General features: G+C 57.5%; 25 protein-coding genes and 1 pseudogene. 14 read left to right on the plus strand and 12 right to left on the minus strand.

From position 1 onward, the window contains the following. Window positions 1-173: 173 nt before the first annotated feature. Window positions 174-1,508, minus strand: a complete 1,335-nt coding sequence (locus tag ACZ1GS_RS02455) for an MATE family efflux transporter (RefSeq protein ID WP_472696910.1) — start codon at window positions 1,506-1,508, stop codon at window positions 174-176. 147 nt (window positions 1,509-1,655) lie between these two features. On the opposite strand from ACZ1GS_RS02455, the gene ACZ1GS_RS02460 reads away from it, so the two are divergent. From ACZ1GS_RS02460 to ACZ1GS_RS02470, 3 genes are read left to right on the plus strand one after another with little or no spacing between them, the layout of a single operon-like run. After that, on the plus strand, window positions 1,656-2,933 hold the full coding sequence (locus ACZ1GS_RS02460) for a DUF2891 domain-containing protein (protein WP_472696911.1): 1,278 nt from the start codon (window positions 1,656-1,658) through the stop codon (window positions 2,931-2,933). Between the two features lie 3 nt (window positions 2,934-2,936). Next, window positions 2,937-4,091, plus strand: a complete 1,155-nt coding sequence (locus ACZ1GS_RS02465; RefSeq protein ID WP_472696912.1) for a sensor histidine kinase — start codon at window positions 2,937-2,939, stop codon at window positions 4,089-4,091. A 2-nt stretch (window positions 4,092-4,093) separates the two neighbouring features. Continuing rightward, window positions 4,094-4,825 carry a LytR/AlgR family response regulator transcription factor gene (locus ACZ1GS_RS02470; protein WP_472696913.1) on the plus strand — a complete coding sequence of 244 codons (732 nt, stop codon included), beginning with the start codon at window positions 4,094-4,096 and terminating at the stop codon, window positions 4,823-4,825. Here the strand turns inward: ACZ1GS_RS02470 and ACZ1GS_RS02475 are convergent. The 4 genes and pseudogenes from ACZ1GS_RS02475 to ACZ1GS_RS02490 all read right to left on the minus strand — a co-directional run bounded on the left by ACZ1GS_RS02475 (window position 4,822) and on the right by ACZ1GS_RS02490 (window position 8,875). Then, a pseudogene (locus ACZ1GS_RS02475) lies at window positions 4,822-5,861 on the minus strand (CaiB/BaiF CoA transferase family protein). The gene ACZ1GS_RS02470 and the pseudogene ACZ1GS_RS02475 overlap by 4 nt on opposite strands. 81 nt (window positions 5,862-5,942) lie before the next feature. Beyond that, window positions 5,943-6,188 carry a hypothetical protein gene (locus tag ACZ1GS_RS02480; RefSeq protein WP_472696914.1) on the minus strand — a complete coding sequence of 82 codons (246 nt, stop codon included), beginning with the start codon at window positions 6,186-6,188 and terminating at the stop codon, window positions 5,943-5,945. Window positions 6,189-6,484: 296 nt separating this feature from the next. Beyond that, window positions 6,485-6,958 (minus strand): RNA polymerase-binding protein DksA, encoded by a 474-nt coding sequence (dksA, locus tag ACZ1GS_RS02485; protein WP_472696915.1) that lies wholly within the window; start codon window positions 6,956-6,958, stop codon window positions 6,485-6,487. 729 nt (window positions 6,959-7,687) lie between these two features. Then, a complete protein-coding gene (locus tag ACZ1GS_RS02490) occupies window positions 7,688-8,875 on the minus strand; it encodes a hypothetical protein (RefSeq protein WP_472696916.1) in 1,188 nt (395 codons plus the stop codon). A gap of 152 nt (window positions 8,876-9,027) precedes the next feature. Between ACZ1GS_RS02490 and serS the strand changes: the two genes are divergently transcribed. The 5 genes from serS (at window position 9,028) to ACZ1GS_RS02515 (ending at window position 14,188) form a co-directional block, all read left to right on the plus strand. Continuing rightward, the gene (gene serS / locus ACZ1GS_RS02495) at window positions 9,028-10,311 is read left to right on the plus strand and encodes a serine--tRNA ligase (RefSeq protein ID WP_472696917.1); all 1,284 of its coding nucleotides are present in this window, start codon (window positions 9,028-9,030) and stop codon (window positions 10,309-10,311) included. Continuing rightward, the gene (gene surE / locus ACZ1GS_RS02500; RefSeq protein WP_472696918.1) at window positions 10,311-11,078 is read left to right on the plus strand and encodes a 5'/3'-nucleotidase SurE; all 768 of its coding nucleotides are present in this window, start codon (window positions 10,311-10,313) and stop codon (window positions 11,076-11,078) included. The genes serS and surE overlap by 1 nt, the downstream gene beginning before the upstream one ends. Before the next feature lie 162 nt (window positions 11,079-11,240). Continuing rightward, window positions 11,241-12,314 (plus strand): peptidoglycan DD-metalloendopeptidase family protein, encoded by a 1,074-nt coding sequence (locus tag ACZ1GS_RS02505; RefSeq protein WP_472696919.1) that lies wholly within the window; start codon window positions 11,241-11,243, stop codon window positions 12,312-12,314. Between the two features lie 7 nt (window positions 12,315-12,321). Continuing rightward, window positions 12,322-13,383, plus strand: a complete 1,062-nt coding sequence (locus tag ACZ1GS_RS02510; RefSeq protein WP_472696920.1) for a potassium channel family protein — start codon at window positions 12,322-12,324, stop codon at window positions 13,381-13,383. Window positions 13,384-13,489: 106 nt separating this feature from the next. Then, window positions 13,490-14,188, plus strand: coding sequence for an esterase/lipase family protein (locus tag ACZ1GS_RS02515; protein WP_472696921.1), 699 nt, complete (start codon window positions 13,490-13,492; stop codon window positions 14,186-14,188). A gap of 11 nt (window positions 14,189-14,199) precedes the next feature. On the opposite strand, the gene ACZ1GS_RS02520 is transcribed toward ACZ1GS_RS02515, so the two are convergent. The 4 genes from ACZ1GS_RS02520 to ACZ1GS_RS02535 form a co-directional block, all read right to left on the minus strand. Further along, window positions 14,200-14,745 carry a DUF5655 domain-containing protein gene (locus tag ACZ1GS_RS02520; RefSeq protein WP_472696922.1) on the minus strand — a complete coding sequence of 182 codons (546 nt, stop codon included), beginning with the start codon at window positions 14,743-14,745 and terminating at the stop codon, window positions 14,200-14,202. A gap of 11 nt (window positions 14,746-14,756) precedes the next feature. Then, entirely contained in the window at window positions 14,757-15,305 is a 549-nt protein-coding gene (locus ACZ1GS_RS02525) for an SRPBCC domain-containing protein (RefSeq protein WP_472696923.1), read from the minus strand. After that, complete coding sequence (locus tag ACZ1GS_RS02530) at window positions 15,302-15,634, minus strand: ArsR/SmtB family transcription factor (protein WP_472696924.1); 333 nt, start codon at window positions 15,632-15,634, stop codon at window positions 15,302-15,304. Before ACZ1GS_RS02530 ends, ACZ1GS_RS02525 begins: the two co-directional genes overlap by 4 nt. A gap of 120 nt (window positions 15,635-15,754) precedes the next feature. Beyond that, window positions 15,755-16,162, minus strand: a complete 408-nt coding sequence (locus tag ACZ1GS_RS02535; protein WP_472696925.1) for a DUF1761 domain-containing protein — start codon at window positions 16,160-16,162, stop codon at window positions 15,755-15,757. Window positions 16,163-16,333: 171 nt separating this feature from the next. On the opposite strand from ACZ1GS_RS02535, the gene rimO reads away from it, so the two are divergent. Both rimO and ACZ1GS_RS02545 read left to right on the plus strand, forming a co-directional pair. Next, window positions 16,334-17,701: a 30S ribosomal protein S12 methylthiotransferase RimO gene (gene rimO, locus ACZ1GS_RS02540; RefSeq protein ID WP_472696926.1), complete on the plus strand. Its 1,368-nt coding sequence runs from the start codon at window positions 16,334-16,336 to the stop codon at window positions 17,699-17,701. Window positions 17,702-17,820: 119 nt separating this feature from the next. Then, entirely contained in the window at window positions 17,821-18,027 is a 207-nt protein-coding gene (locus ACZ1GS_RS02545) for a hypothetical protein (RefSeq protein WP_472696927.1), read from the plus strand. Here the strand turns inward: ACZ1GS_RS02545 and ACZ1GS_RS02550 are convergent. Beyond that, window positions 18,024-18,914, minus strand: coding sequence for a DUF481 domain-containing protein (locus ACZ1GS_RS02550; protein ID WP_472696928.1), 891 nt, complete (start codon window positions 18,912-18,914; stop codon window positions 18,024-18,026). The genes ACZ1GS_RS02545 and ACZ1GS_RS02550 overlap by 4 nt on opposite strands. Window positions 18,915-19,042: 128 nt before the next feature. Further along, window positions 19,043-20,623 (minus strand): bifunctional AfsR/SARP family transcriptional regulator/alpha/beta hydrolase, encoded by a 1,581-nt coding sequence (locus ACZ1GS_RS02555; RefSeq protein WP_472696929.1) that lies wholly within the window; start codon window positions 20,621-20,623, stop codon window positions 19,043-19,045. A gap of 161 nt (window positions 20,624-20,784) precedes the next feature. On the opposite strand from ACZ1GS_RS02555, the gene ACZ1GS_RS02560 reads away from it, so the two are divergent. The 3 genes from ACZ1GS_RS02560 (at window position 20,785) to ACZ1GS_RS02570 (ending at window position 23,360) form a co-directional block, all read left to right on the plus strand. Next, entirely contained in the window at window positions 20,785-21,639 is an 855-nt protein-coding gene (locus tag ACZ1GS_RS02560; protein ID WP_472696930.1) for a sterol desaturase family protein, read from the plus strand. A gap of 73 nt (window positions 21,640-21,712) precedes the next feature. After that, complete coding sequence (locus ACZ1GS_RS02565) at window positions 21,713-22,702, plus strand: homocysteine S-methyltransferase family protein (RefSeq protein WP_472696932.1); 990 nt, start codon at window positions 21,713-21,715, stop codon at window positions 22,700-22,702. After that, window positions 22,695-23,360 carry a class I SAM-dependent methyltransferase gene (locus ACZ1GS_RS02570; RefSeq protein ID WP_472696933.1) on the plus strand — a complete coding sequence of 222 codons (666 nt, stop codon included), beginning with the start codon at window positions 22,695-22,697 and terminating at the stop codon, window positions 23,358-23,360. Before ACZ1GS_RS02565 ends, ACZ1GS_RS02570 begins: the two co-directional genes overlap by 8 nt. 9 nt (window positions 23,361-23,369) lie before the next feature. Here ACZ1GS_RS02570 and ACZ1GS_RS02575 read toward each other — a convergent pair whose 3' ends face one another. Continuing rightward, window positions 23,370-23,801, minus strand: coding sequence for an MAPEG family protein (locus ACZ1GS_RS02575; protein ID WP_472696934.1), 432 nt, complete (start codon window positions 23,799-23,801; stop codon window positions 23,370-23,372). A 214-nt stretch (window positions 23,802-24,015) separates the two neighbouring features. On the opposite strand from ACZ1GS_RS02575, the gene rpmF reads away from it, so the two are divergent. Next, entirely contained in the window at window positions 24,016-24,195 is a 180-nt protein-coding gene (gene rpmF, locus ACZ1GS_RS02580; protein WP_472696935.1) for a 50S ribosomal protein L32, read from the plus strand. Window positions 24,196-24,223: the final 28 nt, after the last annotated feature.

A 24,223-nucleotide genomic window follows, 5' to 3' on the forward strand; every position in this document is an offset into this window, starting at 1 on the left:
CGGGCTGTTCCAACTTGGGACGATGACCCATGCGCGGTTAAATGGTTAACGCAGGAATTCTGCCTGTGCAGTCGTTCTAACCGAAAAGGGTTAAGGGAATGCGTGGCGCTGCCCGTTGCGGTTTTGAGGTTATAGCGGCCCCATGCGGTCCTCCGAATCACCCGCTGGGCGATTCAGCCCGACGGGGTGATCGCCTGAAGCCGTTCCTGAACGGTCACGAGATGGCGCGCCAAGGCAAAGGCGGCGATACCGAAAATCACGCCGCCAATGGCTGGACCGATGACGATTCCTTCCAGTCCGTAAAGCGCTTCCCCCGCCCACAGAAACGGCAGAGTACCGACCGTGTTGCGCAGCCAGTTTGAGGCAGTCGACCAGGAAGGGCGTTCCAGATTGTTGCAGGCAGCATTGGCAATGAACAGCATGCCATTGAAGAAAAACAACGGTGTCAGGACCAGCGCGAACAGCCAGAAGACGTCGCGACCCTGGCCGGTCAGATTGAACAGATTGCTGATCGGCGCGCTGAGCAGGACCAGCACCGGCCACACGAGCACCGTGTAGCCAAAGGCAAAAAGAGTCGCCTGTTTGATCGTCAACCGGATCCGGTCAAACTGGTGCGCGCCGAAATTCTGGCCGATTATCGGCCCAACCGCACCGGACAGCGAAAAAAGCAGACAGAACGCAACCGGCACCACACGGCCAATTACGGCAAAACCGGCGATCACCTCGTCCGGATAGTCGGCAATGAACCGATAGGAGATAAATCCGCCCACCGGCGTGGCCACATTTGTCAATATAGCGGGAATCAAGATCGCGGTGACCGGTTTGAGGTCGGTCTGGAACAGAGTCATGGAAAATCGCTCGAATCCACCATAATGCCGCATGATCGGTACGATTGCGACCACTGCGGACACGATCGCCGCACAGGATGTTGCCAGGGCTGCACCCTGGATACCCATGTCGAGACCGAAGATGAAAATCGGATCGAGTATGGCATTGACGATGCCCATGCTGAGCGTGACCGTCATCGCGCGCCGGGCGGCACCATGAGCGCGCAAGAAGCCGGAGCATACCATCGCCGCAACACTGAACGGCATGAACGGGGCGACGATGCGGATATAGCTGGTTGCAGCCTCTTGGGCCGGGCCATCAGCCCCGGCAAGCGCCAGAATTTGGGGCGAAAAAACGAAGAACAGGATAGCCAGCGGGATCATGATCATCATTGCCAAGACCAGGATATTGGTCAGATAGCGGCGCGCATAAGCCGCATCACCTTGCCCGATCTTGCGCGCTGCCAGAGCGCTGGCGGCAATCATCAATCCGATATTGAACGCGGTTCCGAAAAACAAAATCGTGGCTGCGAATCCCATGGCTGCGGTCAGCGCGTTGTCACCGAGTTGCGCGATGTAGAGCAGGTCGACAAAATCAACAATGAACATGGTGAGCAGACCGACACTCGCGGTCAGAGTCATCACCGTGACATGTTTGATTGGACTGCCGGTAAGAAACAAGGCGGGTTGCTGAGCGATATTATCTATCCTGAAAATAGAGGAAGTTGGCCGGAATTCGGAATTATCGAGCCACAAAACGCCCTATAGCGTTTTGCCATTTGGTCAAATCCTCTCTATGCGTGAAAGGCTTTTTGGGGAGCGATAAACATGAGTCTGCGCTTTTGGGTTGCGCTGTTTTCGGCGATTCTGGTCTCAGCCTGTTCGGTGGCCACTGAAGATGGTCAGGGCGAGCAAGAAGAACAAGGATATTTCGAACGCAAGAATCTTGCGCCGAACCCGGCCGACAATCAGCAATCTCCGCGTCGTGCGGAGCATGCCTATGCGCGGATCGCGCTCGATTGTATCAATCGCCAATATCCAAACAAAATCAGCCATGTCCTCGGCAGCGCCAATGATGTCCGTGAGCCGGTGCAGCTGACCCCGGTCTTTTACGGCTGTTTCGACTGGCACAGCGCCGTGCACGGGCACTGGCTGCTGACCCGGCTGTGGGGGCAGGGCACGGTTCCCGATATGGAAGCGGAAATTGCGGCCGCCCTTGATGCCAATTTCACCGAAGCCAAGATTGCAGGCGAGGTGACCTATTTCAATCGTGACGATCGCGCCTCCTTTGAACGTCCCTATGGCATTGCCTGGTTCCTGCAACTGACCGCAGAGCTCCGCGAAGTCGCAGAACGCGGTGGTGAAAAAGGGGAGCAGGCAAAAATCTGGCTGGATCGTCTGCTGCCGCTGGAAGCGATCATCGTGGACCGGATAGAATCCTGGGTACCCAAACTGGCCTATCCCATTCGCCTCGGCACGCACAACCAGTCCGCGTTCGCTTTTGGCCTGTTCCTCGACTGGGCAGACGCCAGCGGTGATGCCGGGATGACCGACCTGATTTCCGCCAAGGCGCTGGATTTCCATCGCGACGACACCAATTGCCCGATTGGCTATGAACCGTCGGGCGAGGATTTCCTGTCGCCCTGTCTGATGGAAGCCGACCTGATGCGGCGGGTCCTGGCACCGGCAGAATTCGCCCAATGGCTGACCGCCTTCCTGCCAGATATTCCCACCGATGGCGGCAGCGAATGGCTGGCAATTGGCGTGGTCAATGATCCTACCGATGGCAAGCTGGTGCATCTGGATGGTGTGAATCTCTCTCGGGCCTGGGCCCTGGAAGGCATTGCGACCGCGCTGCCGGCCAATGACGCCCGCAAGGCGGCGCTGTTGGCCGCGGCAAAGACCCATGGCGAGGCTGGCGAGGCATCGGTGCGGACACCGCATTATTCGGGGAGCCACTGGCTGGCCAGTTTCGCAACCTACTGGCGGACCGAACGCGGATTTGACCGGGCCAGAGCGGGGCGGTCGTCTGATATTGGGGCGACTGACGGTGCAGACGCAGGTGCAACCTCTGCACCTGTACCATCGGAGCCGGCGCAGGAATAGGAAATGGCGACGCATCCACTCCCCTTGTCTGACAATCTGTCACCGCGGGTTTCGCAATTTTGGCAGCGGATTTTTCCCACCAATATCGATCTCGCCATGAAGAGCATTTTCGGTGTTTGGGTTGCCTTCTTCATCGTCAATGCTGCGCGATCGATTCTGTGGGGCGCGCCGCATTCCGGCCATCATAGCGTGGATTATTTGCTGACCGCACTGATTTCGGTAACCGCGACCTGGGCGCTCTATCGTTTGTTGATCAAGAGCGGTGGACGAACCGCTTTGTCGGTGCTGATCCTGACCATCCCGACCGTATTGCTTGCACTGGGAATCACACTCGTCACCGACATCATTCTGGGCTATCCCAATCCGTTGCTGGATAGCGTCCCGCCCGATGACACAACCGCCTTGCATCTGTCCTATGCCCATTTCTTCGATACCGCCTTTATCAACTATCTGGCGCTGGTTGGTTGGGGCGGGATCTATCTCGCACTGGCGAATAACCGGCGCACACAGGCGGCCATGTTGCACAGCAGAAATCTCGAAATCGTAACGCGCGAAAGCGAATTGCGGGCGCTCCGCTACCAGCTGAACCCCCATTTCGTCTTCAACGCCCTAAATTCGGTGAGCAGCCTGATCATCGATGAAAAAAACCGGCAGGCCGAGCATCTTGTCGATGGTCTTGCGGACTATATGCGCGCGGTGTTGCATGACGAAGATGGCGATATGATCACCGTCTCAGAAGAAATTGCCCAACAGGTGCGCTATCTGGAGATCGAACAGGTCCGCTTTCCCGACCGCCTGCAATTTGACGTGCAGATCGACGTGGCGGTGCAGGACTGGAAAATCCCCGCTTTGATCATCCAGCCGCTGATTGAAAATGCCATCAAACATGGTGTGTCCAAATCCTCCGCTCCGGTCCGGATCATTGTCAAGGCGCAGGAAGACGCAGGGCGTCTCAAGCTCACCATAGCCAATGATGGTGCAATGGATCTCGAGATCGATCCGCTTCCAGGCACCGGCACCGGCTTGTGCAATATTCGCGAACGGCTGGCAGTGATCTATGGCCCAGCGGCAATTCTGCTGACCGGCAATGACGGCGAAGGCATGGTGGTGGCGACCATTATCTTGCCTGATGAGCATCAGATTTTCCACGATTTCTGATCATGGTGCAGGACGCGTCCTTTCATGTCCTGATTGTTGACGATGAACCGCTGGCGCGCCGGCGGATTGAATCGCTCTGTGAACGGATCACCCATGTCGACCGGATTGACATTGCCCAGGGCGGGCAGGAAGCGATCGAACTGATCGCAACACAAGCTCCGGAAATCGTCCTGCTCGACGTTGATATGCCGGATATATCCGGCATGGACGTTGCCGAACATTGTCGCGGATTACCAAAGGAACCGGCCATTATCTTTACCACCGCGCATAGCAGATATGCCGTCGAAGCCTTTCGCTATGACGCGGCCGACTATCTGTTGAAACCGGTAAAGGAGGTTCAGCTGAAGGAAGCGTTCGGACGGGTGCGTCAAAAACGCCAAGGGCCGGCGCTGGAACCGGATCACGAGATCGAACGGACGCTGTGGGTGCAGGATCGCACCGGTGCCTTGCAAGTCCGCTGTACCGATATCGAATGGATCACTGCCGACCGCGATTATATGCGTCTGTGCCTCACCGATCGCAGCTATCTGGTCCACGAGTCCATGCAATCTCTTATTCAACGCCTGCCAGACGGCATTTTTCTGCGTATCCATCGCTCCACGATCATTCGCAAAAATTTCGTCGAAGCGGTCCGCAGGACCGGACGGCGCCATTTTGTGGTGCTGAAAAACGGTCAGGATCTGACGATCGGGCCCAGCTATCTCGCAGCGGTCAACCGCTTCTGGAACGGTTAGGCAGGCGGTTCGGGTTTGTCTGAGACGGTTACCGAATAACGCGGTGCCGGCGCTGGCTGCAAATGGCCACCGACATCGACAAAGGTTTCGCGGGCGCGATTATGAGGATGTTCTTTCGCCTCGGCCAGCGACAGGACCGGCGCGAAACAGATGTCCGTGCCTTCCATCAGGGCGCACCATTCATCGCGGCTTTTGGACAGGAACAAGGCGGTGAGCTTGTCCTTCAGCGCACCCCAGGCCTGCGGATTCATCTGCGCATCAAAATCCGGATCGTCGGCGAGACCGGCGACTTGCCGTAACTGCGCGTAAAACTGTGGTTCAATCGAGCCGATTGAAATATATTTGCCATCAGCGGTCTCGTAACTGTCATAGAAATGCGCACCGGTATCGAGCAGATTGACACCGCGTTCATCGCGCCATTGGCCAATATTGTGGAAATCGAAAATCATCGCCATCAGCGCAGCGGAACCATCGGTCATCGCACAATCGACAACCTGACCCGCCCCCCGGTCTTGGCATGGAGCAGCGCGGATACCATGCCCAATGCCAGCATCATCCCGCCGCCGCCAAAATCGCCAACCATGTTGATCGGCGGTGTCGGCTTGGCGCCTTCTCGGCCAAAAGCGTGCAGTGCGCCTGAAATTGATATGTAGTTGATGTCGTGGCCGGCGGCATGGGCGAGCGGTCCGGTTTGGCCCCAACCGGTCATCCGGCCATAAACCAGTTTGGGATTGTCGTCGAGCAGGACATCCGGTCCGAGCCCGAGGCGTTCCATGACGCCAGGCCGAAAGCCCTCGATCAGACCGTCAGATTGTTTGACGGCCGCGCGCGCTTCGGCGATTCCGGCTTCGGACTTGAGATCAACTTCGACCAATTTGCGGGAGCGTGACAGGGCCAGACGCCCATCCGGTGCTCCACCCGGGCGATGCAGGACGGTGACTTCAGCGCCTTGGTCGGCGAGCATCATGCCGCAAAAGGGGCCGGGGCCAATTCCCGCAAATTCAACGATTTTGATACCCGCTAGTGGTCCGGCCATGTCCTGCTCTCCATTTAATCAGATGATTAAACGGTCCTATTGAGCCTCTGGATTCTAATCAAGCAGATTTGTCGGCTGGTTTCAGCGCGGGCGTTGTCCGTGTGCCAGCGGATGTTGTTTGGCGCTATGCTGTTTGAGATAGCGCGGCAGCTCGACTTTCGACTGACCCACCGGCTTGCGGGCCAGTTTGGGGTCGATTTCATGATCAAATGCAACGCCGAAACGACCCTGAGCCACCCAGGCGACAAATCCTGTAACACGACCGATATTGCGCAGTTCGAGTTCCACTTTGTCACCGCGTTTGGCAATAACTGGGGCTTCGGCCATCAGGCCGCCGGAGGAAAGATTGCAGAATCCGCACTTCGCCGCAGTCATCGCCGTTGACGAACCGCAAGCTGGCTTTGAGGAAAAGACTATCGCGGTCGTCTTCCCGTTTGGGTTGACCGCTGGTCATCCCGTTATTGCCCAAATGTTCGTCATATGGCTCTCGCATAAGCTTCCCGCAATCATCCAAAATCGATGTCGAGCGCTATTATTAGGACAGCAATGGTGGAAGATTGGTTAATATGCCGATGAATTTTGTTCACCGCGAAGATGGCAGTTTTTATGGGAAAATCGCGTATTTACTGGTCGCGCGAGATTTTTTCATTCCGTTCGTGCGCTTCTTGCGCTTCCACGCTCATCGTGGCGATTGGTCGGGCCTGCAACCGTTCGAGCGAAATCGGCTCTCCGGTTACCTGGCAATAGCCATATTCGCCTTCGTCCAACCGCCGCAGGGCCGCGTCGATTTTCGCGGTCAATTTGCGCTGCCGGTCGCGCGTCCGCAATTCCAGGCCCCAGTCTGTTTCGCTGGATGCACGATCATTGAGATCGGCTTCCTGAATCGGGCCTTCCTGCAAATGGGCCAGAGTTTCCTTGGATTCATCGACAATGTCATGTTTCCAGTTTTCCAGAAGCATCCGGAAATAGGCTTGCTGACGGTCGTTCATAAACTCTTCGTCATCACTGGGCTTATAATCGGGATCCAGCTCAATTTTGGCGGGACCGTCTTTCGAACGGCGATCAGATGACGAATTATTCTTTGCTGTGGATGCCAATTTACTCTCCAACATCTGCCCCCAACCCGATTCCGAGTTGGCGTAAAAACGGCTACTGAGCGCGCCTATAAACAGCGTGATGATCAGAGACAAGGATCAATATGCGGAAGTCCGATAATTTATCGACCAGACCGTTTGTCGGGTCATCGGGACCATCCCATAGGCGCCGTTCTCCCATGGGGGCCGTGCGGTGCAAGCGATTAGAAAAGTCAGATAATTCAGCATCTAATCGAAAGAAGGCACTGAAGAATAGTGTCAATTCGGGACATTAACTGTGCTTGGAGACATGTTGTCCGCCAATTTTCCGATTTTCATCCTCCAAACAAGGTTAACGCAATTGTGATTAACTTTTTATTCTGCGCTTTTGGTCCATGTCGGAACCGGAAATGGGGTTTTGCCGTCAAAGGCAGGGTCCAAAACCGGGCCCAAGCGGAAGAGAGTGAAAATTATGTCGGTAAGAATGGCTTTAGCAAAATTATGCGCCTGCACATGCGGCGGGGCATTGATTGGCGGCGGCGCGGTGCACGTTTCAGAAGCACCAGCAGCGCCCTATGTCAAAAAGGTCGACAAGAAAAAAATCCGTGGCCGCGTATTGAAGCGCGGTGAGTCGGCCCGCAAGGTGAAGCGGACGCGGCGGGTGGTAACAACCAAAACCGTAACCGCATGTGCACCGAGCGTCGTAACGATTGCTCAGGCACCGGCCCAACCGATTCCATTGCCGGCTCCGGCCTATATCCCGGCGCCTGTGCCTGAAATCCCCGTTCTGGAAAGCGGCGGCGGATCGGTTCCTGTCGTGATCGGCGGCAGCGGCGGCTTTGGTGGCGGTGGCGGCTTCGGCGGCGGATTCTTTGGCGGCTTCTTCGGCGGCGGCGGGGGATCCGGCGGCGGTTCGATCGTCATTTCGTCCACCAGCAGCGGCGGCTCGACCAGCACCTCATCGGGCGGTAGCTCGACCAGTGGCGGCTCGACCAGCACATCAACCGGTGGCTTTTCCAGCACGGGCGGTTCAACCAGTACGTCAACCGGCGGCCTGTCCACGACCTCGACCGGCGGTTCGACCAGTACGTCTTCGGGTAGCATCAGTACCTCAACCGGTGGCGTAAGCACATCGACCGGGGGTGTCAGCACCTCAACCGGCGGCGTCAGCACCTCTACCGGTGGTGTCAGCACGTCAACCGGCGGCGTGAGCACGTCGACCGGTGGCAGCAGTTCGTCAAGCTCCTCGAGTTCATCAAGCAGCTCATCAAGTTCGTCCAGTTCTTCAGGATCGAGCGGCAACACGTCCAGCGGCAATACCTCGAGCGGCCATCCCGGTGGTTCATCGGGCAATACCAGCACTGGTAGCAGCGGGTCTTCGGGCAGCAGTGGCTCGTCGGGCAGCAGCGGATCCTCCGGCAGTTCCGGATCATCCGGTAGCTCCTCGAGCAGCTCCAGCTCTTCCTCCAGCGGCAGCTCCTCGAGCAGCGGCGGGTCCAACGGCAGCAGCGGTTCGACCGGCAGCACCGGATCCTCCGGCAGTTCGGGTTCGTCTGGCAGCTCCGGTTCTTCGGGCAGCAGCAGTTCTTCCAGCGGTTCCTCGAGCAGCTCAAGTTCGTCATCCGGCGGCAGTTCGTCGAGCAGCGGCGGATCCAATGGCAGCTCCGGCTCTTCGGGAAGCAGCGGTTCGAGCTCTTCCAGCTCATCTTCTTCGGGATCGTCAAGCTCCACCTCATCCGGCGCAACCGGAGGATCATCGAGCTTTGGTAGCACCGGTTCTTCGGGCAGCAGCAGCTCTTCGAGCAGTTCGAGTTCCAGCTCCAGTTCGTCGAGCAGCGGCGGATCGACAGGCGGTTCAACCGGCGGGACACCGGTTCCGGCTCCACCCGTCCTGCTTCTGTTCGGTGCAGCCGCAGCGGCCTTGTTCGCGCGCAGCCGCAAAGCGAAAAAAGCCGCTCAGGCGTAATCCGCGCAAAGCAAAAGAAATCACAAAGCGGCCGGGGCAACCTGGCCGCTTTTTTGTGGGCTGACGATGCGTTCAACCGCTATTGGGGGGTTGAATGACGGCGACGCGCTCGGCATAGGCTTTGGCCATGCACGATCTAAAAACAATTCGCGAAAATCCGGCAGAATTTGATGCCGCACTGGGCCGCCGCGGAGTGGAACCGGTGGCGCAGACCATCATTGCGCTCGATGAAGAGAATCGCAAGATTGCGACGGCTCTGCAGGAAGGCCAGGCGCGCCGCAACGAGGCGTCCAAGGCAATCGGCAAGGCCAAGGGGCAGGGCGACGAAACCACCGCTCAGGCGTTGATGGCCGAGGTTTCGGAGCTCAAGGCGAGCCTTCCGGCGCTGGAAGAGCAGGGACGCGAAATTGCTGGAAAATTGCGCGATACGCTCGCGGCGCTGCCCAATTTGCCGGCCGCCGACGTGCCCGATGGCGCGGATGAAGAGGATAATGTCGAGATTGATCGCTGGGGCACGCCGCGCAGTTTCGATTTCGCGCCGCGCGAACATAGCGATATCGGTCCGGCGCTGGGACTGGATTTTGAAACGGCGGCCACAATGTCGGGTGCCCGTTTCGCCTTTCTGCGCGGACAGATGGCGCGGCTGCAACGTGCGATTGGGCAATATATGCTTGATCAGCAGACCATGGAAAACGGCTTTCAGGAATGCGCGCCACCGGTGCTGGTGCGCGACGAGGCAATGTTCGGTACCGGTCAGCTGCCCAAATTTTCCGAGGATTCGTTCCAGACCACCGAAGGTCACTGGCTGATCCCGACCGCAGAAGTCAGCCTGACCAACAGCGTCAACGGACAGATATTGAACGGAGCGCAGTTGCCGATCCGGCTGACGGCACTGACCCCTTGTTTCCGCAGCGAGGCGGGTTCCGCCGGCAAGGACACCAAAGGCCTGATCCGCCAGCATCAGTTTGAAAAAGTCGAGATGGTGGCGATTGTCCATCCTGATCACAGCGACACGGAACATGTGCGGATGACGGAAGCCGCGGAATCTATCTTGCGGGCGCTGGAATTGCCCTATCGCAAGATGCTGCTCTGCACTGGCGACATGGGTGCTACAGCGCGCAAGACCTATGATCTGGAAGTCTGGTTGCCGGGTCAGGACACCTATCGCGAAATTTCCAGCATCTCGACCTGTGGCGACTATCAGGCGCGGCGGATGAACGCGCGTTACCGCCCGGAAGGCGAGACCAAGGGCACGCAATTTGTCCATACGCTCAACGGTTCGGGTCTGGCGGTGGGCCGGACGCTGGTGGCGATTCTGGAAAATTATCAGCAGGAAGACGGTAGTGTCACGATTCCGGACGCGTTAAAGTCTTATATGGGCGGGATCGAAAAACTGGAGCCTGCAAGCTGATGCGCATATTGCTGACCAATGATGATGGTTTCGACGCCCCGGGGATGAAAGTCCTGCTCGACATTGCGCAGCATTTTTCCAACGATATCTGGATTGTCGCTCCCTCGGATGAAAATTCGGGCGCGGGACATTCATTGACCCTGACCCGTCCGCTGCGGATTCGTCAGCGCGGCGACCAGCAATATTCGGTTGATGGCACACCCACCGACAGTGTGATGCTGGCTGTGGCCAAGATCATGAAAGGCGGTCCGCCGGATCTCATCCTCTCGGGCGTCAATCGCGGCGCCAATCTGGGTGAAGATGTGACCTATTCCGGCACCGTCTCGGCGGCGATGGAAGGCGCGTTGGCTGGCATTCCGTCGATTGCACTGAGTCAGGCCTATCCGCGCGGCGACATGGGCAATGATGTCCCGTTTGATGCCGCCCTGAAATGGGGGGAACGGGTCCTCCGTCCGCTGATCAAGCAAAGCATGGATCATCGGACATTGATCAATATTAACTTTCCGGCCCTGCCGGCCAATGATGTCAAAGGCGTCCGCGTGGTGTCTCAAGGCATCCGCGACTACGGGCGGCTCCAGATCGTGACCAACCGCGATCCGCGCGGCTTTGAATATCACTGGTTCGGCCTTGGTCCGATGGTCGAAACACCGGCGCACAGCACGGATCTGGAAGCGATTGAAGACGGTTTCGTGTCGATCACGCCGTTGCATCTTGACCTGACGCACTATGAATCGATGGACAAGCTAACCGCGCTATATGGGGAATAGCTACCCCGGGGCTAAGGCCGTTTTACCGCACAAACAAACCAGAATGGACGAGATTTTACGCTGCGCTTCGCTGTTGTGCGACGGCGGGGCTGGCAACCGGTCAAATTGCTGCTAGACAAATGAAGCTCTCAGTGGGGTGGGAGTGCAGTAAACGGGGCCACTATGCGTAACATTGCTATTTTCTGTCTGGTGCTTTGCGTGTCTGCCTGCATTCCGCCGGGGCGCGATTATAGCTGGCCGCAAACGGCGCCGGTTGCTGATGAACCACCGGTTCTGGCGACGGATTCTTCTGTTTTCAGTCAGTCCCCCGAAGAGGCGCCGCCGTCCACCTGGCAGGCGCGGCCGGTTGCCGCCAATGCGGAAAGCGTGGCCGGACAGACCTATGTCGTGCAGCCCGGCGACAGCCTGCGCGGCATTGCCAATAAAACCGGCGCTGGATCGCAGATCATCGCCGCACAAAACGGGCTCGAGGCTCCTTATGTCATTCAACCCGGTCAGGAGTTGATCATTACCGGTGGGCGCTATCATGCCGTGCAAAATGGTGAAACCGGCATTGCTATCGCGCGCGCCTATGGTGCGCCATGGCGTGAAGTGGTGGCGCTGAACGGGCTCGAGGATCCGTATATCTTGCGGGTTGGGCAGAAACTGCTGTTGCCGGCTGCGGCGGCGGCGGATCCCGCAGACATGAGCATGGAACAGCGGGCCGCGGCCTTTGACCTCGATATTGATGATATTGTCACCGGGAGCCAGCCGGCTCTGGCCGATGGCGCCGCGGCATCCGAGCCGTCCGCCTGGCGCCAGGCGGTCGCTCCCAAACCGGTCACCACTGCGATCGCGACACCGTCCGGTTTTGCCGGGCGTTTCCAGTGGCCGGTCGAGGGCAAGCTGTTGTCGAGCTTTGGCAGCAAAGGCGGCGGCAAGGTCAATGATGGGCTGAATATCGCGGTCGCCAAAGGCACGCCGGTGCGCGCCGCCGCGGACGGTGTGGTGGCTTATGCCGGCAATGAAATTGATGTTTTTGGCGGATTGATCCTGCTCAAACATGGCGACGGCTGGGTCACCGCCTATGGTCATACGGACAAATTGCACGTTACGCGTGGACAAAAGATCAAAGCCGGTGATATTATAGGCTTGGCTGGCGACAGCGGCTATGTACAGGAACCGCAATTGCATTTTGAAATCCGCAAAAATCGGAAACCGGTAAACCCCGCTTCTTATCTGCCGAAGCGGACCTGATCCGTCTATGTCCCAGCGCTATAACCGCAATATTTCCGACTATCTGACGCTGCGCCGCAGGCCCAGCATGCCGGTCTGGATGGATATTGCCTGGCGGGTGCTGTTTGTCTTTGGCCTGATCGGCGCGGCGGTCGCCGTCCACTGGTTTGATCGCAATGGCCTGCAGGACAGCTATGACGGCGATGTCAGTTTTCTGGATGTCATCTATTTCACGATGATCTCGATCACCACCACCGGCTATGGTGATATCGCGCCGGTGACCGAACGGGCCCGCATGTTTGACGCCTTGCTGGTGACTCCCATTCGGATCTTTGTTGTGCTTATATTTGTTGGCACAGCCTATAATTTTGTTTTTAAGCGAACCTGGGACAATTGGCGCATGAAAATCATTCAAAGCAATTTGCACGACCATATCGTCATCGCGGGCTTCGGGACCAGTGGTCAGGAAGCGGTGCAGGAACTCATCGCCCGCGGAACCGATCCCGAAGAAATCGTGGTGATCGATTCCTCCGATGATGCACTCGCCCGCGCCGAGAAAATGGGCTGTGCCGTAATCAACGGCGATGCCACGCGCGATGGCGTGCTGATGGACGTGAAGATTTCGCGGGCGCGGTCGATGATCGTGTCGGCGGGCCGCGATGACACCAGCATATTGATCGTCCTCACCGCGCGGCATCTGGCCTATCATCTGCCGATCAGCGTCTCGGTCCGCGCCGCGGACAATGAAATGCTCGCCCGGCAGGCCGGCGCAACCACCGTGATCAACCCGGTCAGTTTTGCCGGATTACTGCTCGCTGGCAGTTGCGAGGGTGCCAAGATTTCCGACTATCTCGGCGATCTCGCCTCAGCGACCGGACGGGTGAAACTGGTACAGCGCAGTGTTGGCGACGATGAAGTCGGCATGGCGATGAGTGATATCGTCAAGGACGGCCTCGGGGTTCGTATCTATCGCGGCAATGATGTTTACGGTTTTTGGGAGCCTGAAGCCAAAGCCCTGGAAGCCGGCGATGTGATTGTCGAAATCATCCCCGGCAATGGCCACCATGACCGGGTCGAAGAAGACGCCTGAAGCGAAAATGTTGCACCTGCGAACAAAACGCCTATATTGATGGAATATCCCCGAGTTTAGCCGGAGAATTCCTATCGCAACTGCCAATCCTATGCCGCCGGTTACCATGCCCACCGGCCTCCGCGCGCCCAATCGGGCAGCGCAGCTGAGCGAATTGGCGTTCCCGCTCGATATGATTCATTTCGGCTTGCAATGGCCGCGTATCGCGACCGCTCCCAAGGGCGATGGCCGTCCGATCTTCCTGATCCCCGGATATGGCGGCAGCGAATTGTCCATGCGGCCGCTGGAGGGCTTTCTCAAGCGCTTGGGCTATGCGGTGCAAGACTGGGGCATGGGACGGAACCAGGGATCGGTGGATCGCGATGTCGAGCGGTTCACTGCGACCGCACGCGCTTGTTATGAAGCCAATGATCAACAGCCGCTCACCCTGATCGGATGGTCGCTCGGTGGTATCATTGCCCGCGAGGTGGCGCGTCTCTCGCCGGAGCTGGTGCGCGAAGTCATCACCATGGGCACACCGATTATCGGCGGTCCGAAATATACCACGCCGGGGAAACGCTATGCGCGCTCGGCCCAGATCAATCTCGATCGCTTCGAGCAGGAAGTCCATGCGCGCAACAGCATTGGCATCACGCAACCGTTGACCGTGCTCTATTCGCGTCGTGACGGCATTGTCGGCCCGGATATCGCGATTGATATCTATAACCCGCAAGCCCGCAATATTCGGGTTGATGGCGGGCATCTCGGCCTGGGCTTTAACCCCAAGGTCTGGCGGATTATCGCGGATACTTTGGCAGACCGATAGGCCGCATCGCGTCAGGCGGCGTCGTACGCCTGTTTCATCCAGGCCTTGACCTCCCCATCGAAATCATCCGCTGTTTCCAGCCGGATCCGATGACTGCACATGGCGTTATAGGTCTCTAGTCGTCCGGTGGAGGCCGTGCCCTTGAGGCTGAGCCCGAGATCGATCCGCGACTTGGTCGCAGGTGTGACCAGAGCAAACTGTTTGGATCGCCGGAGGCTGACCGAAGTCTTTTTCGGCGCGACCTCGACATCATTGCCCAGCGTCTGCGCATGGTTGACGATCAGATCGTGCAGCGGGCGCAGTCCGGCCTTTGGTCCGGAATATTGTGCGGCAACGAGATCGGTTTCGGCATCGCCAGCCGGGTTGAGCGCGTGGTGCGCCACCAGATTGGCAAAGCCGTGCGTCATGCCGTGATCGGTCTTGAGAAATTTGACCATCTGGCCATGTTTCTCCAGCCCGCTGGCGCCGACGATCTTGAGCCATGCATCCAGTGATTTTCCGGTTTTTTCAGTCATGTTGGCAACCATGGTTGCCGCCATTTCCTCCGGTGTCGCCATAAGAACCTCCTCTATTGCATTTTATCGTGGATTGTATCGAGCGCCCACAGGCTGCTGCGGCATTGTTTGGGGGTTAGAAACCCCATAATCGGTCCTAGCCACGTGACCATTTTGCCGGTCAGCAGCGGTGATCCGGTTTCGGCCAGCGCCTTTAGATTGCCGGTGATGAACGGACCGCCCTGGGCCATCGATTTCTGGGTTTTCGTGCCAGCGGCGACATTCTCGGTGATCAATGTGAATTCGGTACCGTTGCCGGTCTCTTTCAGGTCATAAATGACAGTACAGGGCGGGTCGTCAAACTGGGTGAATTTGAAGCTATGGGCGTAGCGATTGGGCGGATCAAATTCGAGCACTTCGCCAACAACGCTGGTATATTTGCCATCCTTGCTTTGCATCGCCATCGGTGCACCCGGCTTCAAACCTGTGGTGCGACAGACCGAACCGAAAAAGAACGGCAGCACTTCATCGGTCTGCACCAGAATGTTCCAGACCGTTTCAATCGGCGCGTCTATCGTCACCTTGTAGATCGCCTTTGCGGCCTTGTTTTCTGTTTCTGTCATTTATCCTCCCCTTTTCGTGCGGTTTTTTGTTCGGCAAGCTGTTTGATACCGGTCAACCGATTCGCCCAGAGGCTGCCATATTCGTCGCTCCAGCGGTCATGGATCATCTGCAGCGGCACCAGATTGAGATAAAGCAGCCGCGATCGGCCGTCTTTCTCGCTCACCACCAAGTTTGCTTTTTCAAGCACGGTCAGATGGTTCATGATCGCGATCCGGCTGACATCAAAGGATTGTGCGAGCACGCCCACGCTCTGGCCCGGCTGATCCCGGAGCAAATCGAGTATTTTCCGCCGGCTCTCGTGGGCCAGCGCGTGGAAAATTCGATCCATATGCGATTCGTCAAACATGTTTATATGTAATTACATTATTACATAATTGTCAAGCCGCGCGCAGCAAATGACGACCACCCGTTAAAATATTCTATAAAGATCAGTTAGTTGGTCGAGATATCAGGTGAGCAGGGCGTGGACCAGGCCCATCGCCGCATAAAAGAGCAACCAATATCCGGCATCAATGAAGAACAGCGTCTTGCTCTTCTGCGAAAAGAGATAATTTGTGCCGATCGCCGGAATGATGAAACCCAGCGCGATGCCTGTCGACATCATCATCTTAATATGAAAGGGCGGTTGCCCGAGCCGGAAGTACAGATGAGCCAACATTGCCGACGCGAGCAGGCTGAAGGCAAAGGCGCCGCCATATATCGCGCCCATATTACCGCCCTGGACATCTTCCTCGGTAAAGCCGACGGCGCCCATCCATTTTTTGCCCATGATCGGCCCATACCAGAGTCCGCCGACCAGAAAGCCGCTCGCCGCGGCGACGATGATGGCGAGCCAGTTTGTTTGCAACAAGTCCATAATTTCCCTCCCAAGAAAATGGCATCCCGGTTGCGCTATAGCGCATTTCGAGAACCGGGAAAATGCACATCCGGTTTTCCGAGCGATCCCGGTAATATTGTACCCCTCGCTCAGTGCTCCGGTTCATCTTGCGTGACTCCTTCCAACAATGCGGCTAAGGGCGCATCCATTATGGCAACGCAAATTCCTTCTCCGCCGAAAGTCGGCATGGTGTCCCTTGGCTGTCCCAAGGCATTGGTCGACAGCGAGCGTATTCTGACGCAATTGCGGTCGGATGGTTATCAGATGTCTGGCGACTATGCTGGCGCGGATGTCGTGCTGGTCAATACCTGCGGTTTTCTCGACAGCGCCAAGGAAGAAAGCCTCGAAGCCATCGGCGAAGCGATGGCTGAGAATGGCCGGGTGATTGTCACCGGTTGCATGGGCAACGAGGCCGATGCCATCCGCGCCCGCTTTCCGGATGTGTTGGCGGTTACCGGCGCGCATCAGTATGAAGATGTCGTCAGCGCGGTTCACGACGCGGCGCCTGCCGCGCGCGGCGAGTTTGTCGATCTGGTGCCGGATGCCGGCCTCAAGCTGACGCCCCGCCACTATAGCTATTTGAAGATATCGGAAGGCTGCAATCACCGCTGTTCCTTCTGTATCATTCCGAGCCTGCGGGGCGATCTCGTATCCCGCCGGCCCGATGCAATCTTGCGCGAAGCGGAAAAACTGGTCGCCAACGGGACTCGGGAATTGCTGGTCATCAGTCAGGATACGTCAGCTTATGGCGTGGACATCAAGCATCAGTCGCGGGTCTGGAACGGCCCGGTTGGCCAGGGGCGCGATGTTCGGGCGCATATGACCGACCTGGCGGCTGCTCTCGGGGACCTGGGGGTCTGGACCCGGCTCCACTATGTCTATCCCTATCCGCATGTCGACAAGGTCATTCCGCTGATGGCGGAAGGCAAGATCACGCCCTATCTCGACATCCCGTTTCAACATGCCGCCCCCAATGTGCTGAAACGCATGAAGCGCCCGGCCAACGAAGCGAAGGTGTTGCAACGGGTGAAGAACTGGCGCGATATCTGTCCCGATCTGACCATCCGGTCGACTTTTGTCGTTGGCTTTCCCGGCGAGACCGAAGCGGATTTCGAATATCTGCTGGAGTGGCTGGAAGAAGCACAACTGGATCGGGTCGGGGCATTCCGTTTCGAATCGGTCGAAGGCGCTGCCGCCAATGCCCTGGACGGCGCACTGCCGGAAGAAGTCAAGGAAGAGCGCTATCAGCGGATCATGGAAAAGACCGCCGCGATCAGCGCCGCGAAGCTGCAAGCCAAGGTGGGGCGCACGCTTCCGGTGATTATCGATGACATTGGCGCTCCGGATGAGGATGGTGACATCGGTGCTACCGCCCGGACCCAAGCGGATGCGCCCGAGATTGACGGCAACATGTTCCTTCGCAACGTCAGCACGGCTCTGCAAGTCGGTGATATTGTCGATGCGGTCGTCGAAGATGCCGACGAGCATGATCTTTTCGGGGTGGTGGCCGCGCGCTAGGCCAGAACCGATCACGACACGTGGTGCGCCGATGATTTGCGATGCTTCTCAAATTTTTCCACCGGGTGTAACGAAATGCTGCGCGCCCACGAACCTGTCAGGAACAGGAGGATTTAGTGGTGGAGGATCGGCAAAAACAAATTGGTCTGGTGGTTGAGAAATTGACCGACGCGCTGAGTGAGATCGACAGCCTCGGCCTTCATCTGCCGGGTGTGAAAGTTTCGGAAGCGCTCGAACATTTGCTCGCTGCCGATTCCCTGTTGGCCGCCCAGCAATGGCCGTCGGAAGACAGTGAACCGGCTGCCGACAGCGAAACCCAAATTTAGAATCCGAAAATCAGCGTCGCGCGCGACAATGTATCGGTCTTGTCCAAACCAGCGGGCGGGCTGGATTCATGTTCGACCTGATAGGACAAGCGCGCTGACAATTTGTCGTTCAGTTTCGCGGTAAAACCGGTCAGGGACGTATAGGTGCTGTTGCCAGATTGAACGTAGGCCGAAAGATCCTGGGTGAAGCTAATCACAGGGCTGATCTTCCAGTTGTAATTGGCCGCGGCGAGACCGGCCAGGCTCGATTCCGATCCTCCGCCGATCAAGTCGGTTTTGCGCCAGGCGGGACCGGCTTTCACATCCAACTGCATGCTGTCCGTCTTGATGACGCGATAGCCGAGACCGCCGGACAGCGTGTAACGGGCACTGAAACCCTGAAACCGGTCGCGCTCATATTGCGCCAGTCCGTAGGCATAAAGCTTTTCGTTGAACTTGTAATTGGGCTCGAGTGAAACCAGAATTTGCTCGCGGTCGGTAACGCCATTGGTGCGCTGATAATCAGCCAATGTGCGAAATTTATACCGCCACTTCTCGCCTTCCTTGGTCAGGTCAATACCAGCGGTAATGCCGACCGAACTGGTATTGCCGCTTGATTGGAATGCCCCGAGCTGGCCCGACCCTTCCCAATTGTCAAACAGACCGCCGCGCTTCTTCGCGGCTTCTGCTTCGGCAGCCATTCTGGCCTGCGCTGCCTTGTAGGTGCTGATTTTCGTGGCCGCCGCGCTTTCGGGCGGCACATATTTGGCGATCGCGTTCAGCGCATCGAGATCATCATTGGCAATGGCCTGTTCGACGACCGCATCGATACTGCTGTTGGATTGGGCCATTGCCTCCACAGAAAACAAGGCCATGGCGGTGGTGATACAAGCGCGATTAATGCTCATTGATGCTGCTTCCGATCGGTGACTAACTGCGTGTGAATGATGGGGAACCCCTATCGGTTCTGGCTGATTTTTCATCTATTAAATGATGGTGTTGCAATTATTTACCGGTATTTGTGGTGCAATCCGGATCATTCGTCCGCTAAAAAGCCGCGCACCGCCTCGACAAATCCGGCCGCGGCCGGCTCCCCTTCGAGCAGGAGATGATTGTCGCTTTCCAGGGTGACCAAGCGCGCATTGGGGATCTGGGCGGCAATATCGCGGCTGACCTCCCACGGAATCCGTTTGTCGCCGCGCGAGTGGATCACCAATGTCGGCACAGAAAGCTTTGCGAGATGGTCACGGACATCAATGTCGCCAAACGCGGCCAGAAAGGCAGCCGCGTTTTCGGGGCTGGTGGTCTGGCGCTGGAAATCATCAAACCAGGCCAATTGTTCTGCCGAGGCATTGGGCATGAAGGTTGCCGAAAAAATATGACGATAAGCCGGATTGTCGCGGCCCCAGCCTTTCTTGGTCAGCGTCATGACCGCTTCGCGTTCGGTAATCTCGGTTTCGCTGGCGTCAATTTTCCACCCTTTTGCATAGCCGCCAAACAGGATCAGTTTGGACACGCGTTCGGGATGCCGGGCAGCATATTCTATCGATACCGCCGCGCCTTGCGAGATTCCCAGCAACGGAAACCGATCTAGTTCCAGTTGATCGACAACGGCTTCGAGATCGGTAACGAATGTTTCCTGGGACAGGGTTGGCACGTCCCAGTCCGAGAGGCCATTGCCCCGTTCGTCATAGCGGATGAACCGGTGATCCCGGGCCAGTTCCCGAAACAGCGGGCTCCAGATCGGCGCATGCCAGTCGAGTTCCAAATGCGTGAGCCAGTTGGCGGCCTTCACCAGCGGCGGGCCGGTCCCGATACTGGCATAGGCAATTGTGACATTATCTTTGGTCTTGCAGAACTGGATTTGTTGCTCTCCCAGCGGGTCGCGATCCGGCGGCGCGACAGGCACCGGGCCGGACGGGACTGCTGGCTCCGGCTCCCAGACGATATTGGTTTGCTGAAAATGCGCACGAAACCGCACAATGGCAGCCTCTGCGTCGCGGTCGCGGTTCAGCCGGCGCAGCACGGCGACCAGGGCATGGGCTGCGCGCACCGAATAGGGCCCCAATTCAACCCATTGCTGCGCATAGGCCAGCGCCAGATCGGGCCGCGTGTCGGGATGATTGATCAGGCGGCCTGCGGCCTTGGCCATCAGCTGCAGGATGCGCTCTTTCTGTCCGACCATCCAGGCGTCGAATCCGTGTTGGCCTAGCTGATCCAAGCCATCCAGAAACGGTCGTTCCCGCAATATCGCGATACCCTTGCTAAGGGAATTGGCCGACGCGGACGGATTGTCGAAATAACGCTCGATTTCATCGATATCCGTGATGATCTGGGATGTGTCCAAGCGCACGCGCTCGCGATCGGCTGTCAGGCGTTCATGATCCGCGTCATTGACGACTTGGCGCAATTTGCTCAACGACCAGCGCAACGCGCCGCGGGGATCATCGGGAAGATCCCAGAACAGCTCGCACAATCGATCCCGGCGCTGTGGCCGGCCGGTGATCACCAGATAAGCCAGCAGGGCTCGTGTCTTCTTCGATGCCGGCAATTCGACGATAACACCATCGCGCAGCACCTGGACGTCTCCGAGCAGTCTGATTTCCAATTGCGCCAAATCGATCCCTTCTTGCGACGAGATTCACTGTTCTACTGCAATTTCCACGGTGCTTCAAACGGCTGTTCACACGGTGCTCTGGCATTGGGAAGCGCAACAGCGGCAGGATTTGTTCCAGCAAGAGCGATCCGCTGCCGACATAATCACTAGGACCAGATCTCATGCTTGACCCGATCAATCTCATCATCGGCGGACTGTTTTTCGCTTTTATTTTACTCGACAGCCGGTTTCCTGCCCGGCGCTTTCCCGATGTCAAATTCTGGCGGATTCGGGGGCTTATCGCAACCACAGCCTATATTGCACTGGCAACCTATGCGCCTTTCCTGTGGGTGAGCTGGCTTCAAGGGCCGTTATTATGGGATGCCAGTGGCCTGCCGATCTGGTCCCAGGTTCTGCTGGGTTTCGCCGCTGTTCAGCTGGTCAGTTATTGGTGGCACCGCGCCATGCACAAATTTGATATTCTTTGGCGGGTTTTCCACCAGATGCATCATTCGGTGGAGCGGATGGATGGCTGGGGCGCGCTTTATCATCATCCGCTGGATGTGATCGGTTTTGCGTTCATGGGCAGCTTTGCCTTGACGATGATCGTGGGCATCACCGCGGAATCTGCCGCGATCGTTGCGATTGTCGGAATGGCCGCCGTCTATTTTACCCATTGCAACATCCGCACTCCGCAATGGATCGGATGGTTTGTCGAGCGTCCGGAGGGCCATGGTTGCCATCACGAGCGCGGCCGCCATGCGGGCAATTATGCCGAGTTGGTGATCTGGGACCAGATTTTCGGCACCTGGAAAAATCCCAAAAACTGGGATGCACCTGCCGGGTTTCACGACGGCGCATCGCTGCGGATATGGGACATGCTGTTGTTCCGCGATGTCGACACGCATGGTGATGCTGAGGCGCCCGACAAGCCTGCCGGCTCAGTGGCGAACGGCAGCGCATCGCTGATCGGTCTAGTCACCGCCGGTTTCCTGATCGGTGGTCTGTTGCAGCTATTTTTCCCGTTGGCCGCCTGAACCGGCGAATAATCATCCGCAAATTGCGCAATCGCAAATTGCTTCCCTCGATCCAATTTAAGGACTTATGATCATGACCATTACGCACTCGGTTCTCCCACAGCAACGCGGTGGCCTGTTTCTGACGGATGCGGGCCTCGAAACGGATTTCGTCTTCAATCATGGCTATGAACTCCCGGCATTTGCCGCGCATACTTTGCTCGAAAGCGAGCAGGGCAGGGCGGCACTCGAGACCTATTTTTGCCGTTTTCTGGAGCTCGCCAACGATCATGATGCCGGGTTTATTCTCGATGCACCCACCTGGCGCGCGCAGCGCTATTTCGCGGACGCGCTGAACATCGAACCTGACAGCCTCGAGACTGTGAATCGAAACGCGGTGGCCTTTGTCCGGAATCTGCGCGCCAAATATGCTGCCAATATCAGACCGATCCTGTTGAACGGTCTGATCGGCCCGCGGGGTGATGCTTATGCTCCGGAAGCCTATATGTCGTGCAACACGGCGGCGGGCTATCATGCCGAACAGGTGGCTTGGCTGGCTGAGGCCGGTGTCGACATGATATCCGGCCTGACCATCACCTATTCTGCCGAAGCCATAGGAATAATCCGGGCTGCCACGGCTTGCCGGTTGCCGGTGGTCCTGTCCTTCACGGTTGAAACGGATGGTCGGTTGCCGAGTGGCGAAGACATGGCGGCGGCGATAGCGGAAACCGATGCTGCCACGGGCGGCTATGCGGCCTATTACATGATCAACTGCGCGCATCCGGATCATTTCGCCAACCAGCTGGACGATGCAGAGTGGACGAAACGGATAGGCGGATTGCGGTGCAATGCGTCCTGCAAAAGCCATGCGGAACTGGACGCCTGCGAAACGCTGGATGCCGGTAACCCGGACGCCCTGGCCGCGGCCTATGCCAAGCTCCATCGGCTGCTGCCATGGGCCAATGTGTTCGGCGGTTGCTGCGGAACCGACCTTAGGCACGTGACCGCAATCGCCAAAGCTATCCGATCGGTTACGCCTAATGCGCCCCGGAACGGGACTGTTCAGGGGCACGGCTATGTGTGATTCGGGAACGCGAATCGGACGATTCAACGCCTGGTTCTTCAATTTCTTCGACCGCTATTCCAACCATATAGCGCGCCTCCACAAGCAGAATGCCTTTGCTGGTCTGCGGACAGGCACCATCGTGGAGATCGGGGCCGGGACCGGCGCCAATTTCCATTATCTGCCCGCTGGCGCAAAGGTGCTGGCGGTCGAACCCACGGTTGAGATGCATGATCGCTTGATCCGCAATGCGGCGGACCATGATATTGATCTGGAGCTTGTCGGCGCGCCGGCCGAACGCATCCCGATCGCGGATAATTCCGTCGACGAAGTGATTGCGACGCTGGTCTTGTGCACGGTTTCCAACCCCGACCAGGCGCTGTCCGAGATCAAACGGATTTTACGGCCCGGCGGCACGTTTCGATTTGTCGAACATGTCGCCGCGCATCCACTGTCACCCCGGCGTTGGGTTCAGCAGCTCATCGCCCGGCCGTGGCGCTGGTTGTTCCAGGGCTGCGACACCCACCGGGACACCGCCACGGCCATTGCCCGGGCGGGTTTTGGCGCCGTGCAGCTGGAAAGAAGGCGGTTCCGCCATTCCGTGTTTTTTCCTGTGAATTCAGCGATCTGGGGTATTGCTACCAAAGCGCCACAGCAGGCCGGCACAGCGGCAAACTGAACCTGGCCGTCACCCCGCCTGAATAGAGCTGGGCGTGGTGCTGGCATCGGTAAAGGCCAGATAGGGAATGGTAATGGCATAAAGCCCCAGTCCCAAGGTGATCAACATCGTCAAGATCGTTCCAACCATGCGGCCTTTGCCAAGCGCTCCGCCGTCCATGCCGACACCATGCGCGATTCTGCCGAGCAGATAAAGGCCGCCAACAATCCAGAGCCAGGTTGAAGAACCGGTCGCCAATTCAATGCCGCCGACCAGGATCAGCACGATCGGCAGACTCTCACCGAAATTGGCGTGGGCCCGCATGCGCCGGATAACCTTGTCATTGCCGCCATCGCCGACGCTGACATTCTCTGAGCTACGGACCTGGCCGACACGGATCATGAGCCAGATGTTGATCAAGGCTGCCGCACCGGCAATGGTCAATGTAATAGGTAAAATCATGCTTCCCCCAGTTCCGATAGAATTTCTGGTCCCGCTATAGAGCAGAATACTTGCAACGCACGGGAAAATCGTTATACGCGCCCCTTCGCGTGTCATAAGCCAATCGATGACCCAAGTGATTCTCCATGAAGAAGAGAGGCTAACTTGTTCTAGTCGGGCGTTTGGTTTATTGTGCACATATATGAAATTTGATTGATAAAGAGCAGGCTTAGCAATGGCTGTCCCTAAACGAAAAACTACGCCGTCCAAGCGCGGAATGCGCCGTTCCCACGATGCTTTGAAAGTCGAAGCCTTTCAGGAATGTTCAAATTGCGGCGAATTGAAGCGCCCGCACCATATGTGCGGTTCGTGTGGCCATTATAATGGCCGTGAAGTCTTGGCTGTTGATCTTTAATAGACTAACCTCAAGACTATCACACGAT

It is taken from the genome of Parasphingorhabdus sp. W113, assembly GCF_055693205.1.

Excerpts from the sequence above, each read along its gene's own strand:
- ACZ1GS_RS02460 (WP_472696911.1), top strand. The coding sequence starts at position 1,656 with ATGAGTCTGCGCTTTTGGGTTGCGCTGTTTTCGGCGATTCTGGTCTCA.
- ACZ1GS_RS02465 (WP_472696912.1), top strand. The coding sequence starts at position 2,937 with ATGGCGACGCATCCACTCCCCTTGTCTGACAATCTGTCACCGCGGGTT.
- ACZ1GS_RS02470 (WP_472696913.1), top strand. The coding sequence starts at position 4,094 with ATGGTGCAGGACGCGTCCTTTCATGTCCTGATTGTTGACGATGAACCG.
- ACZ1GS_RS02480 (WP_472696914.1), bottom strand. The coding sequence starts at position 6,188 with ATGGCCGAAGCCCCAGTTATTGCCAAACGCGGTGACAAAGTGGAACTC.
- serS (WP_472696917.1), top strand. The coding sequence starts at position 9,028 with ATGCACGATCTAAAAACAATTCGCGAAAATCCGGCAGAATTTGATGCC.
- surE (WP_472696918.1), top strand. The coding sequence starts at position 10,311 with ATGCGCATATTGCTGACCAATGATGATGGTTTCGACGCCCCGGGGATG.
- ACZ1GS_RS02505 (WP_472696919.1), top strand. The coding sequence starts at position 11,241 with ATGCGTAACATTGCTATTTTCTGTCTGGTGCTTTGCGTGTCTGCCTGC.
- ACZ1GS_RS02510 (WP_472696920.1), top strand. The coding sequence starts at position 12,322 with ATGTCCCAGCGCTATAACCGCAATATTTCCGACTATCTGACGCTGCGC.
- ACZ1GS_RS02515 (WP_472696921.1), top strand. The coding sequence starts at position 13,490 with ATGCCCACCGGCCTCCGCGCGCCCAATCGGGCAGCGCAGCTGAGCGAA.
- ACZ1GS_RS02520 (WP_472696922.1), bottom strand. The coding sequence starts at position 14,745 with ATGGCGACACCGGAGGAAATGGCGGCAACCATGGTTGCCAACATGACT.
- ACZ1GS_RS02525 (WP_472696923.1), bottom strand. The coding sequence starts at position 15,305 with ATGACAGAAACAGAAAACAAGGCCGCAAAGGCGATCTACAAGGTGACG.
- ACZ1GS_RS02530 (WP_472696924.1), bottom strand. The coding sequence starts at position 15,634 with ATGGATCGAATTTTCCACGCGCTGGCCCACGAGAGCCGGCGGAAAATA.
- ACZ1GS_RS02535 (WP_472696925.1), bottom strand. The coding sequence starts at position 16,162 with ATGGACTTGTTGCAAACAAACTGGCTCGCCATCATCGTCGCCGCGGCG.
- rimO (WP_472696926.1), top strand. The coding sequence starts at position 16,334 with ATGGCAACGCAAATTCCTTCTCCGCCGAAAGTCGGCATGGTGTCCCTT.
- ACZ1GS_RS02550 (WP_472696928.1), bottom strand. The coding sequence starts at position 18,914 with ATGAGCATTAATCGCGCTTGTATCACCACCGCCATGGCCTTGTTTTCT.
- ACZ1GS_RS02560 (WP_472696930.1), top strand. The coding sequence starts at position 20,785 with ATGCTTGACCCGATCAATCTCATCATCGGCGGACTGTTTTTCGCTTTT.
- ACZ1GS_RS02565 (WP_472696932.1), top strand. The coding sequence starts at position 21,713 with ATGACCATTACGCACTCGGTTCTCCCACAGCAACGCGGTGGCCTGTTT.
- ACZ1GS_RS02570 (WP_472696933.1), top strand. The coding sequence starts at position 22,695 with ATGTGTGATTCGGGAACGCGAATCGGACGATTCAACGCCTGGTTCTTC.
- ACZ1GS_RS02575 (WP_472696934.1), bottom strand. The coding sequence starts at position 23,801 with ATGATTTTACCTATTACATTGACCATTGCCGGTGCGGCAGCCTTGATC.
- rpmF (WP_472696935.1), top strand. The coding sequence starts at position 24,016 with ATGGCTGTCCCTAAACGAAAAACTACGCCGTCCAAGCGCGGAATGCGC.